At 66.4% G+C, this 19,066-nt stretch carries 20 protein-coding genes; 10 read left to right on the top strand and 10 right to left on the bottom strand.

The window, feature by feature from the left end:
* Positions 1–31: 31 nt before the first annotated feature.
* The gene (locus AC1DPF_RS13715) at positions 32–700 is read left to right on the top strand and encodes a YiaD family glycine zipper/OmpA-like lipoprotein (protein ID WP_477872458.1); all 669 of its coding nucleotides are present in this window, start codon (positions 32–34) and stop codon (positions 698–700) included.
* 55 nt (positions 701–755) lie between these two features.
* Here the strand turns inward: AC1DPF_RS13715 and AC1DPF_RS13710 are convergent, their stop codons facing one another.
* From AC1DPF_RS13710 to AC1DPF_RS13700, 3 genes are all read right to left on the bottom strand, one after another.
* Positions 756–1,184 carry a nucleoside deaminase gene (locus AC1DPF_RS13710; RefSeq protein WP_477961914.1) on the bottom strand — a complete coding sequence of 143 codons (429 nt, stop codon included), beginning with the start codon at positions 1,182–1,184 and terminating at the stop codon, positions 756–758.
* A gap of 159 nt (positions 1,185–1,343) precedes the next feature.
* Positions 1,344–1,550, bottom strand: coding sequence for a YqaE/Pmp3 family membrane protein (locus tag AC1DPF_RS13705; RefSeq protein ID WP_477872462.1), 207 nt, complete (start codon positions 1,548–1,550; stop codon positions 1,344–1,346).
* Between the two features lies 1 nt (position 1,551).
* Positions 1,552–1,869 (bottom strand): hypothetical protein, encoded by a 318-nt coding sequence (locus AC1DPF_RS13700; protein WP_477872464.1) that lies wholly within the window; start codon positions 1,867–1,869, stop codon positions 1,552–1,554.
* A 151-nt stretch (positions 1,870–2,020) separates the two neighbouring features.
* Between AC1DPF_RS13700 and rpmB the strand changes: the two genes are divergently transcribed.
* Complete coding sequence (gene rpmB / locus AC1DPF_RS13695) at positions 2,021–2,311, top strand: 50S ribosomal protein L28 (RefSeq protein WP_477872466.1); 291 nt, start codon at positions 2,021–2,023, stop codon at positions 2,309–2,311.
* Positions 2,312–2,413: 102 nt separating this feature from the next.
* On the opposite strand, the gene AC1DPF_RS13690 is transcribed toward rpmB, so the two are convergent.
* Entirely contained in the window at positions 2,414–3,376 is a 963-nt protein-coding gene (locus AC1DPF_RS13690) for an esterase-like activity of phytase family protein (protein ID WP_477961912.1), read from the bottom strand.
* A 207-nt stretch (positions 3,377–3,583) separates the two neighbouring features.
* On the opposite strand from AC1DPF_RS13690, the gene AC1DPF_RS13685 reads away from it, so the two are divergent.
* Positions 3,584–3,985 carry a glycine zipper 2TM domain-containing protein gene (locus tag AC1DPF_RS13685; protein WP_477872470.1) on the top strand — a complete coding sequence of 134 codons (402 nt, stop codon included), beginning with the start codon at positions 3,584–3,586 and terminating at the stop codon, positions 3,983–3,985.
* A gap of 312 nt (positions 3,986–4,297) precedes the next feature.
* On the opposite strand, the gene cobT is transcribed toward AC1DPF_RS13685, so the two are convergent.
* From cobT to AC1DPF_RS13665, 4 genes are read right to left on the bottom strand one after another with little or no spacing between them, the layout of a single operon-like run.
* A complete protein-coding gene (gene cobT / locus AC1DPF_RS13680) occupies positions 4,298–6,130 on the bottom strand; it encodes a cobaltochelatase subunit CobT (RefSeq protein WP_477961910.1) in 1,833 nt (610 codons plus the stop codon).
* Entirely contained in the window at positions 6,130–6,903 is a 774-nt protein-coding gene (locus AC1DPF_RS13675; protein ID WP_477961908.1) for a tyrosine-protein phosphatase, read from the bottom strand. The genes cobT and AC1DPF_RS13675 overlap by 1 nt, the downstream gene beginning before the upstream one ends.
* On the bottom strand, positions 6,900–7,904 hold the full coding sequence (gene cobS, locus AC1DPF_RS13670; RefSeq protein ID WP_477872476.1) for a cobaltochelatase subunit CobS: 1,005 nt from the start codon (positions 7,902–7,904) through the stop codon (positions 6,900–6,902). The genes AC1DPF_RS13675 and cobS overlap by 4 nt, the downstream gene beginning before the upstream one ends.
* Positions 7,905–7,934: 30 nt before the next feature.
* Complete coding sequence (locus AC1DPF_RS13665; RefSeq protein ID WP_477872478.1) at positions 7,935–8,537, bottom strand: J domain-containing protein; 603 nt, start codon at positions 8,535–8,537, stop codon at positions 7,935–7,937.
* Between the two features lie 39 nt (positions 8,538–8,576).
* Between AC1DPF_RS13665 and AC1DPF_RS13660 the strand changes: the two genes are divergently transcribed.
* The 3 genes from AC1DPF_RS13660 (at position 8,577) to AC1DPF_RS13650 (ending at position 9,535) form a co-directional block, all read left to right on the top strand.
* On the top strand, positions 8,577–8,864 hold the full coding sequence (locus AC1DPF_RS13660) for a BolA family protein (protein WP_477961906.1): 288 nt from the start codon (positions 8,577–8,579) through the stop codon (positions 8,862–8,864).
* Between the two features lie 97 nt (positions 8,865–8,961).
* On the top strand, positions 8,962–9,144 hold the full coding sequence (locus tag AC1DPF_RS13655) for a DUF1328 domain-containing protein (protein WP_477872482.1): 183 nt from the start codon (positions 8,962–8,964) through the stop codon (positions 9,142–9,144).
* 67 nt (positions 9,145–9,211) lie between these two features.
* Positions 9,212–9,535: a hypothetical protein gene (locus AC1DPF_RS13650; RefSeq protein WP_477961904.1), complete on the top strand. Its 324-nt coding sequence runs from the start codon at positions 9,212–9,214 to the stop codon at positions 9,533–9,535.
* Between the two features lies 1 nt (position 9,536).
* On the opposite strand, the gene AC1DPF_RS13645 is transcribed toward AC1DPF_RS13650, so the two are convergent.
* Positions 9,537–10,640 (bottom strand): DUF3667 domain-containing protein, encoded by a 1,104-nt coding sequence (locus AC1DPF_RS13645; protein WP_477961902.1) that lies wholly within the window; start codon positions 10,638–10,640, stop codon positions 9,537–9,539.
* 60 nt (positions 10,641–10,700) lie between these two features.
* On the opposite strand from AC1DPF_RS13645, the gene AC1DPF_RS13640 reads away from it, so the two are divergent.
* The 3 genes from AC1DPF_RS13640 (at position 10,701) to AC1DPF_RS13630 (ending at position 14,192) form a co-directional block, all read left to right on the top strand.
* Positions 10,701–11,978 (top strand): glutamate-5-semialdehyde dehydrogenase, encoded by a 1,278-nt coding sequence (locus tag AC1DPF_RS13640; protein ID WP_477961900.1) that lies wholly within the window; start codon positions 10,701–10,703, stop codon positions 11,976–11,978.
* 105 nt (positions 11,979–12,083) lie between these two features.
* Positions 12,084–13,403: a dicarboxylate/amino acid:cation symporter gene (locus tag AC1DPF_RS13635; RefSeq protein WP_477961898.1), complete on the top strand. Its 1,320-nt coding sequence runs from the start codon at positions 12,084–12,086 to the stop codon at positions 13,401–13,403.
* 129 nt (positions 13,404–13,532) lie between these two features.
* Positions 13,533–14,192 carry a DUF4136 domain-containing protein gene (locus tag AC1DPF_RS13630; RefSeq protein ID WP_477961897.1) on the top strand — a complete coding sequence of 220 codons (660 nt, stop codon included), beginning with the start codon at positions 13,533–13,535 and terminating at the stop codon, positions 14,190–14,192.
* A gap of 213 nt (positions 14,193–14,405) precedes the next feature.
* On the opposite strand, the gene dnaE is transcribed toward AC1DPF_RS13630, so the two are convergent.
* The gene (gene dnaE, locus AC1DPF_RS13625) at positions 14,406–17,876 is read right to left on the bottom strand and encodes a DNA polymerase III subunit alpha (RefSeq protein ID WP_477872496.1); all 3,471 of its coding nucleotides are present in this window, start codon (positions 17,874–17,876) and stop codon (positions 14,406–14,408) included.
* Positions 17,877–18,145: 269 nt separating this feature from the next.
* Here dnaE and AC1DPF_RS13620 point away from each other — a divergent pair.
* A partial coding sequence (locus tag AC1DPF_RS13620) for an SGNH/GDSL hydrolase family protein (RefSeq protein ID WP_477961895.1) occupies positions 18,146–19,066 on the top strand: 921 nt, incomplete at its 3' end.

Below are 19,066 nucleotides of genomic sequence, written 5' to 3'. Positions count from 1 at the left end.
CCGATCCCACCAGGGGACAGGAGATATTTCGATGCGAACCATGCACGGGCTTATCGCCCTTCTCACGGCTTCAACCTTGCTTGCAGGCTGCGTCACCAACCCCGAAACCGGCGAGCGTAAATTGTCGAAGGCGGCGATCGGAGCGCTGGCGGGAACCGCGCTGGGGGCGGGCGCTGGTGCCTTGGTAGGAGGCAAGCACAGCCGCACCGAAGCTATTGTCGGTGCCGGGATCGGTGCGCTGGCAGGCGGCGCGATCGGTACCTACATGGATCGCCAGGAAGCCAAGCTTCGCGAGCAGACCGCCGGCAGTGGTGTCGAGGTCGAGCGTCGCGGCGACGAGTTGCTGCTCAACATGCCTTCGGGGATCACCTTCGCGACCAACAGCTACGAGGTGCAGCCGCAGTTCCGCACGACGCTCGACAAGGTCGCCGGAATTCTCGGCGAATATAACCAGACCTATGTCGATGTTTACGGGCATACCGACTCGACGGGATCCGACTCCATCAATCTGCCACTGTCGCGCAACCGGGCGGCGGCCGTCTCGAACTATCTGTCGACGCATGGCGTGGCGGCCGCCCGATTGGGGACCCAGGGCTTCGGTGCGAGCCAGCCCATCGCCTCCAACGCGACGATCGATGGCCGCCAGAAGAACCGCCGCGTCGAGATAAAGATCGTTCCGATCAAGGAGAGCGCCGCCTGACAGGCGCGCAAAGGGCCGAGCTGCCGGACTGGCGAGCGGCTCGGCCCTTGCCCTCTCAGCGGCGCGCCACGAAGAAGTCGCGGAGCAACGCTGCGGCTTCCGCCTCGCCGATGCCGCCATAGATTTCAGGCCGGTGATGGCAGGTCGGCTGCGTGAAGAAGCGCGGGCCGTGTGCCACCGCTCCCCCTTTCGGATCCTCGGCGCCGTAATAGAGCCGGCGCAGCCGGGCATGCGAGATCGCGCCGGCGCACATCGCGCACGGCTCCAGCGTGACATACAGGTCGCAATCGTCGAGCCGCTGCGCGCCCAGCCGTGCGGCTGCGGCGCGAATCGCCTCCATCTCGGCATGGGCGGTAGGGTCGCTGCCTGAGCACATCGCATTGGCTGCGGTGGCGACCACCTCGTCGCCGCGCATGATCACGGCCGCGACCGGCACCTCTCCGCTGGATGCGGCTTGCCTGGCAAGGTCGAGCGCGAGGCGCATGGGAGGGGGCAACGGGAAGCTCATCGGCCCGCTGTACGAGCCGGGCACGGCCAGCGCTAGAGCGGTATGTGATCCGATTACATCGGATTGGCCGCTCTAGGTCTTTGATTTTACGCGATATGCGAGTCGTCAGGTGATTCCACCTGACTTCATATCGCTCTAGCGGATCGGGATGCGATCAGGGACCAGCAACAGCGCGAGCGCCATCACTACGCCCGGAACCCAGCCGATCAGGGTCAGCAGGACGGTCACCCAGAAAGCGGGCGTTATGCCCCGCCCCAGGAAAACGCCGAGCGGCGGCAGCAGGATCGCCGCGACGACCGCCCAGGGCGATGCCGCCGCGCGGATGGCCTGCTGCCGCGCCACGTCAATTGGCCTTCTTGACGTCCACGGTCGGAACCTTGATCTCTTCCTTGGTGGTGCCGACGTCGACCTTGGGCACGGTGATGTCGGTCGATTTCGTACCGACATCGACCTTCGCCGTGTCAACGTCGAAGGCTGGTGCCTGGCCGCCCGAAACCGAGACGTCGGGAGCCTTCATTTCCTTGGTCTGGTTGATGTCGATCAGCCCGAAGGCGAAGGCGGCGATGATCGCGAGAATCGCGATGACCGCGACGATGATACCGACGCGAGCACCATTGTTGCGCGCGGGATATTCCTTATAATGCTCGTTGGGCGTGTTCACTTGGGCACTCCTCCGCCGATGTGGTGGTGCGCGAACAACGATCTGTTACGGCTAGAGTTGCATTGGCCCGTCCGAACGGCTTGACGAATCTCGGGATCGCCGTTATCCGCCGCCACTTTCCGGGCAACCCGAACATTCAGGACGAACTATCATGTCGCGCATCTGCGAGCTGACCGGCAAGGGCCGCCAAGTGGGCCACAACGTGTCCCATGCCAACAACAAGACCAAGCGGACCTTTCTGCCGAACCTGCAGAATGTGACGCTGATCTCCGATTCGCTCGGCAAGGGCGTCAAGCTGAAGGTGTCGACCCACGGCCTGCGTTCGGTGGAGCATGTCGGCGGCCTCGACAACTGGCTGCTCAAGACGTCGGACGACGACCTGTCGCTGCGCGCGCGCCGCCTGAAGCGTGAAGTCGCCAAGAAGCAGGCCCTCGCCGCCTGATTTCTCCGCTCCGGCGGATCACACAGAACGAAGCCGGATCGCTCTCGCGGTCCGGTTTTTGTTTGCGCGGGTCGATTCGCCTCGTCGCGATCGGCTCCGCAGCTATCCGGCGGGCTCCAGCAGCTCGAACTTCAGCAGCAGGGTCCGCTCCAGCGCGATCTGGTTGTCGTCGGATATGATCCAGACGATCACCTTGCCATTTTCGCGGGTGATGCTCATCCCCTCCATATTGTCGACGTTCAGCGGCGGCTTGATCTCGGCGATCATCTCGCCGTCGACGGTCGCGCCTTCGGAGATCGCCCGGGGATCGATGATCGACAGCGCAGCGGCAAAGCCCGACAGGACGCCGAATCGGCGGTGCAGGACGATGATCCTCCCGTCCGGGAGCTGCCGCGCGTCGGTCGGCGCATAATCGCGCGGCGGGCGGTAGCCGAACTGGATCGGCACATTGCTGGCATCGGTGGGGTCGCCGGGGAAGAGCAGGGCGGCATGGACGAACGGGGCGACCGCAGTACCTTCGCAGAATATCGCGAATCGGCCGTCGTCCAGCCGCACCATCGCCTCGGCACCGGAGTTGACCGACCAGGCCTTCATCGCCGGCGGGAAACCCGATGCGATCGGCTTCGCGAAGTCGGCGCTGTAGCGCAGGATCGCATTGCGCGCCTCGAAGCCGACCCAGATGTCACCTTGGGGCCCTTCCGTCATCGATTCCGAATCGCGGTCGGCGCGCGTGCCGGTGCTTGTCGGAAAAGCGGGCAGCGTGCCGAACCGGCTGTCGGTGATGATACCCGGCTCTGCCATGCGGAAGCGCATATAGTCGCCGGTATCGGCCAGCGCGACAAAGCGGTCTCCGTCCACCCGCAGCGACGAATAGCCGCCGAAGTTGCGCTGGCGGCTGGTAAGCTTCCAGCCGCCGAGATAGCGGAGCCGGCCGATGTCGCGGTGCGCCGGATCGTCGGGATCGATGGGGATGGGCGTGGCGACGATCGCAACGTCCGATGCCTGGGGGTATCCTGCCGAACTGGGCAGCAGGCAGAACAGCAGTGCGGCCAGAGCCTTCTTCATGGCCCGGGCGATACCGGCAGCGCGCTCAAACCCCAAGGACTTTGACCGCCTCGGCGATCTCGGGTCGTCGCGGATTATGAACGGCCGCCAACAGCCATGTTCAGCATCGGCTCACGCGAATCATGGAATAAGCGAGCCATCGATCGGGCCCTGTTGGCCTTTTTATGGGTTCTTCGCGGAATCCGCGGTTGAGACCAGGAGGTAGTTATGTTGCGCAAGTTTTTCACAGCCGCCGCTGCAACCGCAGTAGCACTCGCAGCGGTCGCGCCAGTGGCGGCGCAGGCGCAATATTTTGGCGGTGGCCGCTACGAGCATGTCCGTGATGGATATGGACATCGCGGCTATGGCCGGGACTATTATCGTGGCCGCGACCGGTATTACGCCGATCGCGGACGCTATTACGGCAACCGCGGCTATTATGGCGGGCGCGGCTACGGCCGCTGCCGCGACAAGGGCACCGGCGGCACCATCCTCGGCGCTATCGCAGGTGGCCTGCTGGGCCATGAGATCGGCAACGGCCGCTATGATCGCGGCGACGGCACTACCGGCGCCATCATTGGTGCAGGCGTCGGCGCCCTGGCCGGCCGCGCGATCGACCGCGACTGCTAAGAGTTTCTGAAGTCGGACCAGTTCCCCGCGTGGCGTTGTGGGGAGGAGGGTCGCCGGGTTCCTGGAGGGCCTGGCGGCCCTCCACTTTGTTTGATGGCCCTCAGACGCCGGGCGCAGGGCGTCCGTGCTGCTTGGCTTCCTCGCAATAAGCTCGGGCCGCTGTTCGCGGCTTCTCGGCTGCGCCTCGCCCATCGCGAAGCTCGGTCGATCCGTGGTTCGAAGAGGCAAGCGCGAAAAGCGCGTCCGAGCGTAGCGAGGAAGCCAAGCAGCACGGACGTGCTGCGCCCGGCGTCTGAGGGCTTAAACAAAAACTCATTCGATTTCGAATAGCGTCGCCAGTTGCTCGACCATCGTGCCGCCGAGCTGCTCGACGTCCATGATCGTCACGGCCTTCTGATAATAGCGCGTGACGTCATGGCCGATGCCGATCGCGATCAGCTCTACGGGGGAGCGCGTTTCGACCCAGCCGATCACCTGGCGCAAATGCCGTTCCAGATAGGAACCGTTGTTGACCGAGAGCGTCGAGTCATCGACCGGCGCGCCGTCCGAGATGACCATCAGGATCTTGCGCTCCTCGCGCCGCCCGATCAGTCGGCCATGCGCCCAGAGCAGCGCCTCGCCGTCGATATTCTCCTTGAGCAGCCCCTCGCGCATCATCAGGCCGAGCGACTTGCGCGCGCGGCGCCATGGCTCGTCGGCCTTCTTGTAGATGATGTGGCGCAGGTCGTTGAGCCGGCCCGGGGTCGGCGGCCGCCCGGCGCCGAGCCAGGCTTCGCGTGACTGGCCGCCCTTCCACGCGCGGGTGGTGAAGCCGAGGATCTCCGTCTTCACCGCGCAGCGCTCGAGCGTCCGCGCCAGAATATCGGCACAGATCGCCGCGATCGAGATCGGCCGCCCGCGCATCGAGCCGCTATTGTCGATCAGCAGCGTGACCACCGTGTCGCGAAAGTCGACGTCGCGCTCGATCTTGTAGCTCAGCGAATGGGCGGGGTTGATCACCACCCGCGCGAGCCGCGCCGCGTCGAGCAGCCCCTCCTCCTGGTCGAAGTCCCAGCTGCGGTTCTGCTGCGCCATCAGCCGGCGCTGCAGCCGGTTGGCCAGCTTGGTCACCGCCCCCTGCAGGTGGACCAGCTGCTGATCGAGATAGGCGCGCAGCCGGGTAAGCTCCTCCTCGTCGCACAGCTCGGTGGCGGCGATCTCCTCGTCGAAGCGGGTGGTGTAAGCGTGGTAATCGAAGCCGGGGGGGAGGTCGGACATCGGCCGGTTGGGCCGGACCGGCATCATCCCATCCTCGCCGTCCTCGCCGAACTCGCTGTCCATGTCGTCGGCGCTGTCCTGGTCGAGCTGGCGCTGTTCGCCATCCTCGTCGCCGGCTTCTGTCTGCTCGGCGCGGCTCTCGACTCCGGAATCGCTCGATCCGGCCTCGTCCTCGTCCTCGTCCTGCTGGCCCTCGCTCTCCTCCTGATCGTCGCCTTCGTCCTCGTCGCCCGCCTCGGGATCGAACTCCGGCGCCTGCTCGCCGTCGGTCAGGTCGAGGTCCTCGAGCAGCCGGCCGACCAGCTTGGCGAACGCCGCCTGATCGTCGAACGCGAGTTCGAGCGCGTCGAGATCCTTGCCCGCCTTCTCCTCGACCCAGTCCCGCACCAGTGACAATCCGGCCTCGGCGATGGCCGGCGGCGCTTCGCCGGTCAGCCGTTCGCGCACCAGCAGCCCGATCGCCGTAGACAGCGGCACTTCTTCGCGCACTCGCGCCCGCAGCAGTGGATCGGACCGCAGGCGGACTTCGAGGGCCTGGGAAAGATTGGCGCGGACGCCGGCCATGGCGCGCGAGCCGATCGCCTCGACCCGGGCAAGCTCGACCGCATCGTGAACGGCCCGGGCCACCGGCTCGGCCGGGGCGGTGCGGTCATGGATTCGCTGGTCGTGATGGCGCAGCTTGAGCGCGAAGCTGTCGGCGAAGCCGCGCGCCTCGGCGACCGCCTGGGCGGGCAGGTTGCGCGCGGGCATCGGCACCCGGATCTGCTTGTAGGACGAGGACGGCGCCTCGGCCGTGAAGCTCAGTTCGACCTCCGGCTCATGCGCCAGCGCCCGGGCGGTTCCGCCGAGCACAAGCCGGAAGGCTTCGATGGGGGTCTGTTCGGCCATCAGTCGAGCAACAGGCCGTGCAGCCTCGCCTTCGCGCCCTCGTCCACGCCGATCGCCTGCAGATAGGCATCGATGCCGCCATGGTCGCGCTCGAGGCTGTCGAACATCGCCGCCAGATAGTCCGCGTCGGCGATGAGTATCGGCGCCAGCACCTCCGCCGGGACCGTCCTGTAGTGCGAGATCCCGCCTTCCTTGCGGTCTGTCAGCCGGCGGAAGTCGGCGTAGCGGTTGGTCAGAAGATAGTCGTCGACGATTGTGTCGCGGGCGACGCCCAGCACGGACAGGATCAGCGCTGCGGCGACGCCCGTGCGGTCCTTGCCGGCGGTGCAGTTGAACAGCAGCGGCACATGCCCGGCGACCAGACGCTCGAACAGGAAACGGTATGACGGCGCATGATCGACCAATATGTCGCGATAGAGATCGAGCATCATCTGGCGCACCGCTTCGGCGGTGGCCGCCGAGCTGCGCAGCATCTCGGTAAACACGCCGCTCGCTTCGGCATAATCGCGCGACCAGTAGAAGGCGCCTGCCGGCTCGCACCAGCGCGTCGGGTCGCGCCGCCGCTCGCCGCCGCGCCGCAGGTCACAGACGGTGGCGATGCCGAGCGAGGCCAGCTGGCGCTCGTCCGCTTCGGTCAGCAGCGACATCACACCCGAGCGGAACAGCATGCCGCGCTTGACGGTGCGCCCGTCGGCAGCCGCATAGCCCCCCATGTCGCGGAGGTTGAAGCCGCCTTCGAGCGGCAGCAGGGGCGAGATCGCGGTGGTGCTCATATTTTCCCGACGATGCTCTCCGGCAGGTCCTTTCCGAACACGCGCTGATAATATTCGGCCACAAGCGAGCGTTCGCTCTCATCGCATTTGTTCAGGAAGGACAGGCGGAAGGCGAAGCCGACATCGTTGAAGATCAGTGCATTCTGCGCCCAGCTGATCACGGTTCGCGGGCTCATCACCGTGGAGATGTCCCCCGCCATGAAGCCCTGTCGGGTCAGGTCGGCGACCTTCACCATATTGTCGACGACCTTCTTGCCGTCGGGCTTGTCATATTCGCCCGACTTGGCGAGCACGATCTGCGCCTCGGTCGCCGCCGGCAGATAGTTGAGCGTGACGACGATGTTCCAGCGATCCATCTGGCCCTGGTTGATCTGCTGGGTGCCGTGATAGAGCCCGCTGGTGTCGCCGAGGCCTACCGTGTTGGCGGTGGAGAACAGGCGGAACCAGGGGTTAGGGCGAATCACCCGGTTCTGGTCGAGCAGGGTCAGCTTGCCTTCGGTTTCGAGCACGCGCTGGATCACGAACATCACGTCGGGACGGCCCGCATCATATTCATCGAACACCAGCGCGGTCGGGGTCTGCAGCGCCCAGGGCAGCAGGCCTTCGCGGAACTCGGTGATCTGCTGGCCATCGCGCAGCACGATCGCGTCGCGGCCGACCAGGTCGATACGGCTGATATGCGCGTCGAGGTTGATTCGGATGCACGGCCATTTGAGGCGCGCGGCCACCTGCTCGATGTGGCTCGACTTGCCGGTGCCGTGATAGCCCTGGATCATCACCCGCCGGTTATGGGCAAAGCCTGCCGCGATCGCCATCGTCGTATCGGGATCGAACACATAGGCCGGGTCGAGGTCGGGCACCCGCTCGTCCGATTCGGAAAAGGCCGGCACTTCCAGATCGCTGTCGATCCCGAACACATCGCGCACCTTCACCATCCGATCAGGCGCCGAGAGCACCGTCTCAGTGCGGCTGTCGGGCTGGACGTTGGGCAGATCGGTCATGACGAAAGCCTTTGGAATCGATAATGTTGCTTATGCGAAGGCGGGGCGGCCTTTGAGTTGCGTATAAGCCGAAATCACGTTCTGCAAAGCCTTCTCGTGGCTCCGGTCGCCGCCATTCCTGTCGGGATGGTAGCGGCGGACGAGTTCGGCATAGCGCGTCCTCAGGGTGCGGCGATCGGCGTCGTGGCCCAGTCCCAGCACCTTCAGCGCACGGCGGTCGGCGTCGGACAACGGCCTGCCGTCCGCGCGTTCGCGCTCCACCGCCCGCGCGAATTTCGCGCCGATCGCATCAAGCGGGTCGATGAAGTCGGCCCAGCGCGGCGTGCTGCCCGCCGCCGGGGAAAAGGCGCGGGTTTCGCGCTCCCAGCCGGCATAGGGGGTCTGCTGCGCAGCGATCTCGTCGGTGCTCATCCCTTCGAAGAAATTATAGCCGCTGTTGAACGCGCGAACATGGTCCAGGCAGAAATAGCGCCAATCGCCCGGCCCGTCGAAGCCGGGCCGCCGCCCCTCCGCGGCGGGCGCGCGATATTCGCCGGGCTGATCGCAGCCCGGGGTCATGCAGGCGCGCCGCCCGCTGTCGATCCGTCCGTGGAACCGGGTCCTTGCCCGCCGCTCCGTAAAGTCTTCGCTCAACGCTCGCCTCTTGTCGTTCAATGCCCCTATATAGGCGAGATGAACCAACTTCCCACCGGCCCTGTCGCCTCCGAGATCATTCGCCGCCTGCAAGCGGCGCTGAACCCCACACGGCTCGTCGTGACCGACGACAGCGACAGGCATCGTGGTCACGCCGGCCATGACGGTTCCGGCGAGAGCCATTTCACCGTCGAGGTCGAAAGCCCGTCCTTCGCCGGCCAGAACCGGGTCAGCCGTCAGCGCGCGGTCAATGCGGCGCTTTCCGACCTGCTGGCGGACAAGATCCATGCGCTGGCGATCAAGGCGACGGCGCCCGGAGAGCCGTGAGTCGCATCAGCCGGTCGCGGTCGTTACGGCCTCGGCCGCGATGGAACCAGGCACCACACCACTCGTTCCCTGCCCACACCCAACTGGAGTTTTTCCGATGTTGAAATGGGCGCTTATCTTCCTCGTTGTCGGCCTCGTGCTCGGCGCGCTGGGCTTCGGCGGCATCGGCGGCGCGTTCGTCGGCATCGCCAAGATCCTGTTCTTCATCGCAATAGCGCTGTTCATCATCTTCGCGCTGCTGGCGCTGTTCGCGGGGAAGAAGATCAGCGATTCGGTCTGACCTTTAATCTCTGGACGGGGCCGCGCAGCTATGGCGCATCGCGGTCCCGATAGCTTATGATCGAGCCATGAAGACTCTCATCGCCCTGATCGCCGCGGCACTGGCCACGACTCCTGCCCTGGCCAATGATTTCAGTGACAAGCTCAAGACGCTCTCGTCGATGCAGCAGCGGGCGGTGATGCGTCGCGCCGTCCTCGACGATAAGCAATATTGCAAGCGGATCGGCCCGGTCGCCTATCAGGGCCCTTACAAGAATCTCGAGATGTGGACGGTGCAATGCGATCGCGGCGCCGCCTACGCCGCCTTCATCGGCGGCGACGGATCGGTGCAGGTCAGGCCATGCCGCGATCTGGTCGGCCTGAAGCTGCCCGCCTGCAAATTGCCCAAATAATCTACAGGCCCATCGCGACCAGAAGCATGAAGAAGATCAGCGCCGAGGTATAGGCGACGATGATCAGCGCGAGCATCCGCCACGCCGCGCCGAACCAGCCGAGCTGGTAGGCGCCTTTCAGCTGGCGATACATGTGCCATGGCGGGAACAGCAGCAGCGTCAGCCAGACCAGTGCCGTGGGCACCCCTATGGCGTCCGCGAGGCTGAGCGCGACAACCATCAGCGTCATGGCCGACAGCGAATAGGTGGCGAAGATCGCGTGGTCGTACATTCCGACACCGCGCTTGAACATGAACAGCAGCCATATGAACGGCAACGATATCGGGATCAGTGCCCAGGAAAATTTATAAGCGCTCGACTGCAGCTTATAGGCCGTAAGCTCCGGGTTTTCGGCGGCGTGGCGGATCACGTCGTCGACGCCAGGGACGCCCGTGATGACACGGCCATCGTCGATCGCCATGCCTTCGCTCTTGATCTCCGGCTTGATGTGGCCGGTCGTGATCAGCCGCAGGGCGGCCTGTTCGGTCCGCAGATCGCGGATCTTTCCATCGATCTGTTTGGTGGGCGTGCCCTTCGCCTCGAGCGCCTGCTTCTGCTTGAGGAGGTCCGCGATCTTCCGCTCGGTCTTGCGCAGGTCGTTCGCCGCCTCGGTGCGGGCTTCGGCCAGCGCGACCGCGTCCTTGCCCTTGAGCTTCGAGTCGATCGGCCCGCCGACCAGACCGAACACCGCGACCATCAGGAAAACCGAAAACAGGAAGAGCGCCATCGGCGAGACGAAGTTGACGCGCTCGCCATGGACATAGCGGCGGGTCAATTCGCCCGGCCGCCAGAACAGCAGTGGAATCGTGTGCCAGGTGCGTCCCTCGAGATGGAACACGCCATGGGCGATGTCGTGGAACAGCGCGCCGACGGTGCGGTGGACATGCGCCGACTGGCCGCATTTGTGGCAGTGCGGCCCGATCAGTGTCGTGCCGCAGTTCAGGCATTTGCCGCCGGCGGCGCCATGCGCCGACGCGCCCGCGCCATCGACGGCACCCGCGGCCATGGCCCCGGTCGCGACATCGGCAACAGCTTCGAGTTCCCCGACATGGCGGAAAGCTAGCATTGCGCTCGGCCAAGCGCGAGTGGGGTTTAGCGAAAGGCGGCAAAGTGCTAGGGCGCGCGCATGACCGAAGCCGTTGCCCTCCGCCCCACCGACGCCGCTGCGCTGATCGCAGACATGGGCGCCCGCGCCCGCACGGCCGCCCGGCAGCTCGCCGCTGTGCCAACGGCGGACAAGGCGAAGGCGCTGGTCGAAGCCGCGCGCGCCATCCGCAGCGCCGCCGCCGCGATCCTGGCAGCCAATGCCGCCGATGTCGGGCGCGCCACGGCCAATGGTCTCTCGGCCGCGATGCTCGACCGTCTCACCCTCGACGCCGCGCGCGTCGAGTCGATGGCGGCGGGGCTTGAGGCGGTGGCGGGCCTGCCCGATCCGGTCGGCCGGATGATCGACGAGGCCAGCCGGCCCAACGGTCTTGTGCTGCAGCGCGTGCGCGTGCCGCTCGGCGTCATCGGCATCATCTATGAGAGCCGGCCCAACGTGACGGCCGATGCCGGCGCGCTGTCGCTGATGTCCGGCAACGCCTGCATCCTGCGCGGCGGTTCCGAAGCGGCCGGCAGCAACCGCGCGATCCATGCCGCGATGCTGGCGGGGGTGCGCGCCGCCGGCCTTCCCGAAGACGCGATCCAATTGGTGCCGATCACCGATCGGGCGGCGGTCGGCGCGATGCTGACGGCGCAGGGCCTGATCGACATCATCGTGCCGCGTGGCGGCAAGAGCCTCGTCGGGCGTGTCCAGGACGAGGCGCGCGTGCCGGTGCTCGCGCATCTCGATGGCATCGTTCACCTCTATGTCGACCGGGCCGCCGATCCCGCCAAGGCGCTGCCGCTTGCGGTCAATGCCAAGATGCGGCGCACCGGTGTGTGCGGCGCTACCGAGACGCTGCTGATCGATCGCGGCTATCCCGCGCCGCAGCCGATCGTCGCGGCGCTGCTCGATGCCGGCTGCGAGGTGCGCGGCGATGCCGAGGCACAGGCGCTCGACCCCCGCGTCAAACCGGTCAGCGCCGCCGACTGGGATTGCGAATATCTCGACAGCATCGTCTCGGTCGGCTTCGTCGATGGCGCGGACGGGGCGATGGCGCACATCGCCCGCCACAGCTCGCACCATACCGACGCCATCATCACCGAGGATCAAGCGACGGCTGACCGCTTCCTGGGCGGCGTCGACAGCGCGATCGTGATGCACAACGCATCGACGCAGTTTGCCGATGGCGGCGAATTCGGCCTCGGCGCGGAGATCGGCATTTCGACCGGCCGCCTCCACGCCCGCGGCCCCGTCGCGCTGGAAGGGCTCACCACATATAAATGGCTGGTGCGCGGGACCGGCCAGACCCGGCCCTGATCTCGCGGGCGGGCCGCGTAGCGCGGCTGTCGGACCGCTAAGTTAATCTCGTTTGTTGAGCAGCCGGGCCGATCCCACCTTGGCTGCTCCTTCGAGTGAGAATCCATGGCCTCCGTCGCAAAGCCAGCTCCGCGCTATGTCAGCAATTTCGGCCTGCAGGTGCTCGCCGGAATGGCCGTCGGCCTGATCCTCGGTCTGGTCGCCCGGTCGACAGGCACGGGCGGGGGCGATCCCAACGCCCTGGCGCAGACTCTCGACCTGGTCGGCACGATCTTCGTGCAGCTGCTCAAGGCGCTGGTGCCGCCGCTGATCTTCGCGGCGATCGTCACGTCGATCGTCAACCTGCGCGATCTCCACAATGCCGCGCGCCTCGTCGGCCAGACCCTGCTCTGGTTCGCCATCACCGCGCTGATCTCGGTGACGATCGGCATTGCGCTGGGCTTGGTCATCCAGCCCGGCATCGCCGCCGGCGTCGTGCAGGAGGGGGCCGCTGCGCCGAAGTCGGTCGGCAGCTGGCTCGATTTCCTCAAGGGACTGGTTCCCGCCAACATGCTCGGGCTCTATGCCAGCACCAGGACCGGCGACGACGGCGCGGTCAACACCTCGCTCGGCTTCAACGTGCTGCAGATCATCGTCATCTCGATCGCGGTCGGCGCGGCGGCGCTGCGCGCGGGCGCCGCTGCCGATCCGTTCATCGGCTTGGTGCGCGGGCTGCTGGCGATCATGCGCCGCCTGCTATGGTGGGTGATCCGGCTGACCCCGATCGGGAGCGCCGGGCTGATCGGCAGCGCGGTCGTCAAATATGGCTGGGGTGCGCTGGCCGGGCTCAGTTGGTTCGCCGCCTCCATCTATATCGGCCTCGCGATCGTCATGCTGCTCGTCTATCCGGCGCTGCTCGCGCTCAACGGCATTTCCCCGCGGCGCTTCTTCGCGGGCGCCTGGCCGGCGATCCAGCTCGGCTTCGTGTCGCGCTCGTCGGTCGGCACCCTGCCGGTCACCGAACGCTCGGCCGAGCTGCTCGGCGTGCCGCGCAGCTACGCCTCCTTCGCGGTGCCGCTGGCGTCCACCACCAAGATGGACGGCTGTGCATCGATCTACCCGGCGATCTCCGCGATCTTCGTCGCGCAATTCTATGGGCTGCCGCTCGGCCTGGCCGACTATGGCCTGATCGTCCTCGCATCGGTGCTCGGCTCGGCGGCCACCGCGGGCCTGACCGGCGCCACGGTGATGCTCACCCTCACGCTGTCCACGCTCGGCCTCCCGCTCGAAGGCGCGGGCCTGCTGCTGGCGATCGATCCCATCCTCGACATGGGCCGCACCGCCACCAACGTCGCCGGTCAGATCCTGGTGCCGATGATCGTTGCCAGGCGCGAGGGAATATTGGAGGAGCCGGCGCCGCAGGGCGTGCTGGCCACAGAGGCATGATCGCCGCGCAACCGGGCCTCTACCTGAACGTTCAAGCCATGTTCACTCGCCGCTTGCGATAAACGGTGGCGGAAGTAGGTTGAAGCCAGGCCCTTAGCGGGCCTGCTGATAATGATAAGGCGCACGAACATGCCGAGTATTCGTAAAGTCCTTGCGGCCGTGGCCCCGCTGGCGCTGCTCGCGGCCTCCGCCTGTACCCAGCCGTTCCAGGCCAACGTCTCGCGCTTCCAGGCGCTGCCGGTTCCCGAAGGCCAGACCTTCGCGATCGAGCCGGCCGATGCCCGCAACCGGGGTGGCCTCGAATTCGCGCAATATGCCGGCCTCGTCAGCCAGCGGCTCGCGGCCTATGGCTATCGCCCGGTCGAGGGCGGCGCCCGGCCAGAGCTGGTGGTGAAGTTCGATTATGGCGTCGACCACGGCGTCCAGAAGACGGTATCCCGGCCCGAGCCCGTCGGCCCCTGGGGCTATGGCGGCTATGGCGGCTTCGGCCCCTATGGCCGACGCTGGGGCTATGGATCGGCCTTCTATTATGGCTGGGATCCGTTCTTCTACGATCCGTGGTACCAGCGCATCGACACCTACACGGTCTATACGAGCTATGCCGACATGGTGATCGAGCGCAGCTCGGACGGAAAGCATGTGTTCGAAGGCAAGGCCAAGGCCCGCTCGCTGGACGATGCCTTGCCGCGGCTGGTGCCCAACCTGGTCGAGGCGCTGTTCACCAACTTCCCCGGCCAGTCGGGCGAAGAGGTGAAGATCACGATCGCCCCGCCGGACAAGAGGAAGTAACGGCAAGGAGCGTGATCGTCCCCTGATGAAGGGGGCGAAATATGTTTCGATGTCCATGAACCGCTCATCCTGGGTAAGGGCTGAGCTTGGCGAAGACCGCATCGAAGGAGCCAATGGTGCGCGGGGCGCAGCTTGGCCTTCGACACGCCACTTCGCCAAGCTCAGTGGCTGCTCAGGATGAGCGGGCGAGTCAATTCGGACGCGCGCTCTCTTCTACGCCACCACCCGCAGCTGCGGCTTGTCGACCGTGCCGATCCGCGCTGTCATGCCCGGCAGCCGCTCGATCCGTGCGACAAGCTCCGCATCCAGCCGGAAATCGCGGCCGAGCAGCAGTTCCGCGCAGCTGTCGTCGGGCAGGAGCGCGCGCAGGTACAGCTCGCCGCGGCCACCGCGCTCGTCAGCCACCAGCGCCGCGAGGGCGGGGATCACCGCCGGATCGGCGGTCTCGACATCGACCCGCAACCGGATCGACTGCATCGAATCGAAGCTCTGCAGCCCGCGAACCGTCACGCGCGGGGTTTCCTCGCCGGCTCGCCAGTCGAGTTCGACGCGCAGCAGCGCGCAGGTCCCGGCCTTCGCCGCCGTCTCGAGCTCGGCCGATGCCATCTCGTCGAAGCAGGTGGCGATGAACTGCCCGGTCGCGTCCGAACAGGTGGCCATCATATAGCGCTTGCCCTTGGCCGATGTCCGCCAGCGCGCATCCTCGACCAGCGCGGCCATCACCGAATTGACGCGCCCGCCATCGGCCGGCGCCGGCAAGGCGCACAGCGCGGCGAAGCTGCGAGCGCCATTGGCATCGGCAAGATGCCGGATCCGGTCGGTCGGATGCGACGAGAAATAGAAGCCGAAGCTTTCCTTCTCGGCGGCCATCCGGTCCATCAGCGTCCAGTGCACGCCGCGATCGATGCGGATCGGCGCGACGTCGCTCGGCGAGTCGCCGAACAGCCCGCCTTGCCCGCTTTCGCGTTGGTCGGCGGCGCTCGACGCATGGGCCAGGATGATCTCGGCGGCGGCGAACACGCCGGCGCGCTCCTGCTCGAAGGCATCGAAGGCGCCGGCTCCCGCCAGGCTTTCCAATTGGCGGCGGTTGAGCAGGCGCGGGTCGATGCGGTCCGAAAAATCCTCCAGCGTGGCGAAATGCCCCTTGGCCTTGCGCTCGTCGACCAGCTGCTCCATCGCCTTTTCGCCGACGCCCTTGAGCGCTCCCAGCGCATAGCGGACCGCTAGTGCGCCGTCGTCGGTCGCCTCGACCGAGAACTCCGCCTCGCTATGATTGACGCAGGGGCCGAGGCAATCGACCCCCATGCGGCGCATGTCGTCGATGAAGATCGCCAGCTTGTCGGTCTGGTGCATGTCGTAGCACATCGAAGCGGCGTAGAATTCGGCCTTGTAATGCGCCTTCAGCCAGGCGGTCTGATAGGCGACCAGCGCATAGGCCGCGGCGTGGCTCTTGTTGAAGCCATAGCCGGCGAACTTGTCGATCAGGTCGAACAGCTCGTTGGCCTTGGGCGCGGAAATGTCCTTGTCCGCGCAGCCGGTGACGAAGCGCTCGCGCTGCGCGTCCATCTCCGCCTTGATCTTCTTGCCCATCGCGCGGCGCAGCAGGTCGGCCTCGCCGAGCGAGTAGCCGGCCAGCACCTGCGCGGCCTGCATCACCTGTTCCTGGTAGACGAAGATCCCGTAGGTCTCCTTCAGGATGTCCTCGAGCAGCGCGTGCGGATATTCGATCGGCTCGCGCCCGTTCTTGCGGTGGCCGAACATCGGGATGTTATCCATCGGTCCCGGCCGATAGAGCGACACCAGCGCGATGATGTCTTCGAAACAGGTCGGCCGCACGGCCGCCAGCGTCCGGCGCATGCCCTCGGATTCCAGCTGGAACACGCCGACCGTGTCGCCCTTCTGGAGCAGTGCATAGACCCCCGGGTCGTCCCACTCCAGCGTGTCGAGATCGATGGTTTCGCCCCGCTGCTTGAGGAACTGCACCGCCTTCTGCAGCACCGACAGCGTCTTCAGGCCGAGGAAGTCGAACTTCACCAGCCCAGCGCCCTCGACATATTTCATGTCGAACTGCGTCACCGGCATGTCGGAGCGAGGGTCGCGATAGAGCGGCACCAGCGCGTCGAGGCGCCGGTCGCCGATCACCACGCCGGCGGCATGGGTCGAGCTGTGGCGCGGCAGGCCCTCCAGCTTCATCGCCAGGTCGAGCAGCCGGCGGACCTCGCGGTCGCCCTTATATTCGGCAGCGAGTTCGGCCACGCCGTTGAGCGAGCGTTCGAGCGTCCAGGGATCGGTCGGGTGGTTGGGGATCAGCTTGGCGAGCCGGTCGACCTGGCCATAGCTCATCTGCAGCACCCGCCCGGTATCCTTGAGCACGGCGCGTGCCTTGAGCTTTCCGAAGGTGATGATCTGGGCGACCTGGTCGCGGCCATATTTCTGCTGGACGTAGCGGATCACTTCGCCGCGCCGCGTTTCGCAGAAGTCGATGTCGAAGTCGGGCATCGACACGCGCTCGGGATTGAGGAAGCGCTCGAACAGCAGCCCGAGCCGCAGCGGATCGAGATCGGTGATGGTCAGCGCCCAGGCGACCACCGAGCCGGCGCCCGAGCCGCGGCCCGGCCCGACCGGGATCCCCTGCTCCTTCGCCCATTTGATGAAGTCCGCGACGATCAGGAAATAGCCGGGGAAGCCCATGTTGATGATGATCTCGGTCTCGAAGGCGAGACGGTCGAAATAGGCTTTGCGCTGCTCGGGATCGGTGATGCCGAGCTTGGCCAGCCGCATCTCCAGCCCGGCGCGCGCATCGTTGCGCAGCGCTTCCGCCTCGGCATCGCGATCGCCGGCGAGGCTGGGGAGGATCGGCTTGCGGTAGGGCGCGGCAAAGGCGCAGCGCTGCGCCACCACCAGCGTATTGGCCAGCGCCTCGGGAATATCCTCGAACAGCCGCGCCATTTCCGCTGCCGGCTTGATCCAGCTGTCGGGCGAGGAGCGGGGGCGTTCGACGGTGTCGATATAGGAGGAGCTGGCAATGCACAGCATCGCGTCATGCGCCGCATGGAACTCGGGTTCGGCGAAACAGGCGGGGTTGGTCGCCACGACGGGGATATCGCGGGCATAAGCGAGGTCGATCAGCGCCTCTTCGGCGGCCTCCTCGATCGCGTCGCCGCGCCGCACCAGTTCGATATAGAGCCGATCCGGGAACAGCGCCTGGAGCCTGTCGGCATATTCGGCCGCGGCGCTGGCCTGTTCGCCAGCCAGCAGCCGGGCCAGCGCGCCTTCGCTGCCGGCGGTCAGCGCGATCAGTCCCTCGGTGCGGCCTTCGAGCGTGCCGATCGGAACATGCGCCTCTTCGTGCACCGGCCTGTCGAGATGCGCCGCCGACACGAGCGCGCACAGATTGTCATAGCCTGTGGCGTCCTGTGCATAGAGCGCGAGCCAGTCGACGATGTGCTGGCCGACGTCCGGCCGCTTCACCGCAAGCAGCGTGCCGATGATCGGCTGGATGCCATCCTTCTTCGCCGCGTCGGAAAAGGCCATCACCGCATAGAGGCCGTTGCGATCGGTCAGCGCAGCGGCCGGAAAGCCGAGCTTCTTCGCCTGCTTCGAGATCGCCTTGGGCTCGATCGCGCCTTCGAGCATCGTATAGGCGGAGAAGATCCGCAGGGGCACGAAGGGCTGATAGGGCATGATCCCAATCTAGGCAGCCTCGTGCGAATCTCCAGCCGAAGTTGCGGCTTATCCACAGTGCCGTGCCGGCGCGCGACAAAGGCAGGCGAGATCCGTGATTCGGCCGATCGCCCGGGTGCAACCCGGCAGGACGTGATCCTGTCGCGCCGGGGCGACCGAAGCGGCTCGACAGCGCCGCCGCGGCCAGTTTAAGGACGGCCGCAGCGATCCCGTTCCGCTGACCAGAGTGGCCGCGTCGGTTCGTAGCGGGAGTGTGTACGGGTGGGACGATGAGAGCGGCGCTGCTTCTGTTCGATCGGACGGCGGTCTTGTTCCTCGGCGTCGCCGCGGGCGCGGCGATCGGCTATGCGTTCGGCGTTCGCCAGCAGGCCGAGATACCTGTCATCGCCAGCGGCCCCGAGGTCTCGGCACCGATCGGCACCGGCGCCAATCCGGCCGATGCGGTGCCGGCTGACGGCAGGCCTCCCGTCACCGTTCCGGGGGCGACCGCGGGTCCGCCCACCGTCGCCGAGACCCGCCCGATCCAGCCTGGCATCGTCAACGCCATCGCCGCCGGCCGGCCGGTGCGGGTCGGCGTGTTCGGCGACAGCTTCGGCGACGGCATCTGGTCGGCACTGTATAATCAGCTCAGCCGCAAGGCCGGCTACCAGGTGATCAAATATAGCCAGCAGGCCACCGGCTTCACCCGCTACAAGACGCTCAACCTCGAGGACCATGATCGCGCCCGGCTCGCGCCGGCACCGGTCGATATCGCGGTCATCTCCTTCGGCGCCAACGACATGATGGGCGTCGCCGACGGCGGCCATGTCTATGCACTGCTGAGCCCGAAATGGAAGGCGGCGATCGCGCGGCGCGTCTCCTCCTATGTGGCGATGCTGCGGGCACAAGGCGCCATCGTCTATTGGGTCGGCCTGCCGAAGATGCGCGAGGCGGCCTATGACGCCGATGTCGTGCGGATGAACGCCTTCTATCGCGACCTGATGGCGCAGCTCGGCGTCGCCTTCATCGAGACCGCGCCCTACAGCGTCGACGGCGATGGCCGCTACGCCGCCTATCTGGCCGATCCTGCCACCGGCAAGCCCATCCTGATGCGCGCCAATGACGGCATCCACATGTCGATGAACGGCTATATCCGCATCACCCGCGGGCTGACCGGGCGGATCCGCAGCTATGTCGATCAGGCCCGCGCC

The sequence above is a fragment of the Rhizorhabdus sp. P4_G6 genome (assembly GCF_056401045.1).
Note: the sequence above shows the minus strand (reverse complement) of the source record. Positions and strands in the feature narration are given on the sequence as shown.

What these genes read in the sequence shown, in the direction of transcription:
- AC1DPF_RS13640 (WP_477961900.1), top strand. Translation starts at nt 10,701, where the DNA reads ATGACCGAAGCCGTTGCCCTCCGCCCCACCGACGCCGCTGCGCTGATC.
- cobS (WP_477872476.1), bottom strand. Translation starts at nt 7,904, where the DNA reads ATGACCGATCTGCCCAACGTCCAGCCCGACAGCCGCACTGAGACGGTG.
- AC1DPF_RS13635 (WP_477961898.1), top strand. Translation starts at nt 12,084, where the DNA reads ATGGCCTCCGTCGCAAAGCCAGCTCCGCGCTATGTCAGCAATTTCGGC.
- AC1DPF_RS13660 (WP_477961906.1), top strand. Translation starts at nt 8,577, where the DNA reads ATGAACCAACTTCCCACCGGCCCTGTCGCCTCCGAGATCATTCGCCGC.
- AC1DPF_RS13690 (WP_477961912.1), bottom strand. Translation starts at nt 3,376, where the DNA reads ATGAAGAAGGCTCTGGCCGCACTGCTGTTCTGCCTGCTGCCCAGTTCG.
- cobT (WP_477961910.1), bottom strand. Translation starts at nt 6,130, where the DNA reads ATGGCCGAACAGACCCCCATCGAAGCCTTCCGGCTTGTGCTCGGCGGA.
- dnaE (WP_477872496.1), bottom strand. Translation starts at nt 17,876, where the DNA reads ATGCCCTATCAGCCCTTCGTGCCCCTGCGGATCTTCTCCGCCTATACG.
- AC1DPF_RS13715 (WP_477872458.1), top strand. Translation starts at nt 32, where the DNA reads ATGCGAACCATGCACGGGCTTATCGCCCTTCTCACGGCTTCAACCTTG.
- AC1DPF_RS13650 (WP_477961904.1), top strand. Translation starts at nt 9,212, where the DNA reads ATGAAGACTCTCATCGCCCTGATCGCCGCGGCACTGGCCACGACTCCT.
- rpmB (WP_477872466.1), top strand. Translation starts at nt 2,021, where the DNA reads ATGTCGCGCATCTGCGAGCTGACCGGCAAGGGCCGCCAAGTGGGCCAC.
- AC1DPF_RS13685 (WP_477872470.1), top strand. Translation starts at nt 3,584, where the DNA reads ATGTTGCGCAAGTTTTTCACAGCCGCCGCTGCAACCGCAGTAGCACTC.
- AC1DPF_RS13655 (WP_477872482.1), top strand. Translation starts at nt 8,962, where the DNA reads ATGTTGAAATGGGCGCTTATCTTCCTCGTTGTCGGCCTCGTGCTCGGC.
- AC1DPF_RS13630 (WP_477961897.1), top strand. Translation starts at nt 13,533, where the DNA reads ATGCCGAGTATTCGTAAAGTCCTTGCGGCCGTGGCCCCGCTGGCGCTG.
- AC1DPF_RS13675 (WP_477961908.1), bottom strand. Translation starts at nt 6,903, where the DNA reads ATGAGCACCACCGCGATCTCGCCCCTGCTGCCGCTCGAAGGCGGCTTC.
- AC1DPF_RS13645 (WP_477961902.1), bottom strand. Translation starts at nt 10,640, where the DNA reads ATGCTAGCTTTCCGCCATGTCGGGGAACTCGAAGCTGTTGCCGATGTC.
- AC1DPF_RS13710 (WP_477961914.1), bottom strand. Translation starts at nt 1,184, where the DNA reads ATGCGCCTCGCGCTCGACCTTGCCAGGCAAGCCGCATCCAGCGGAGAG.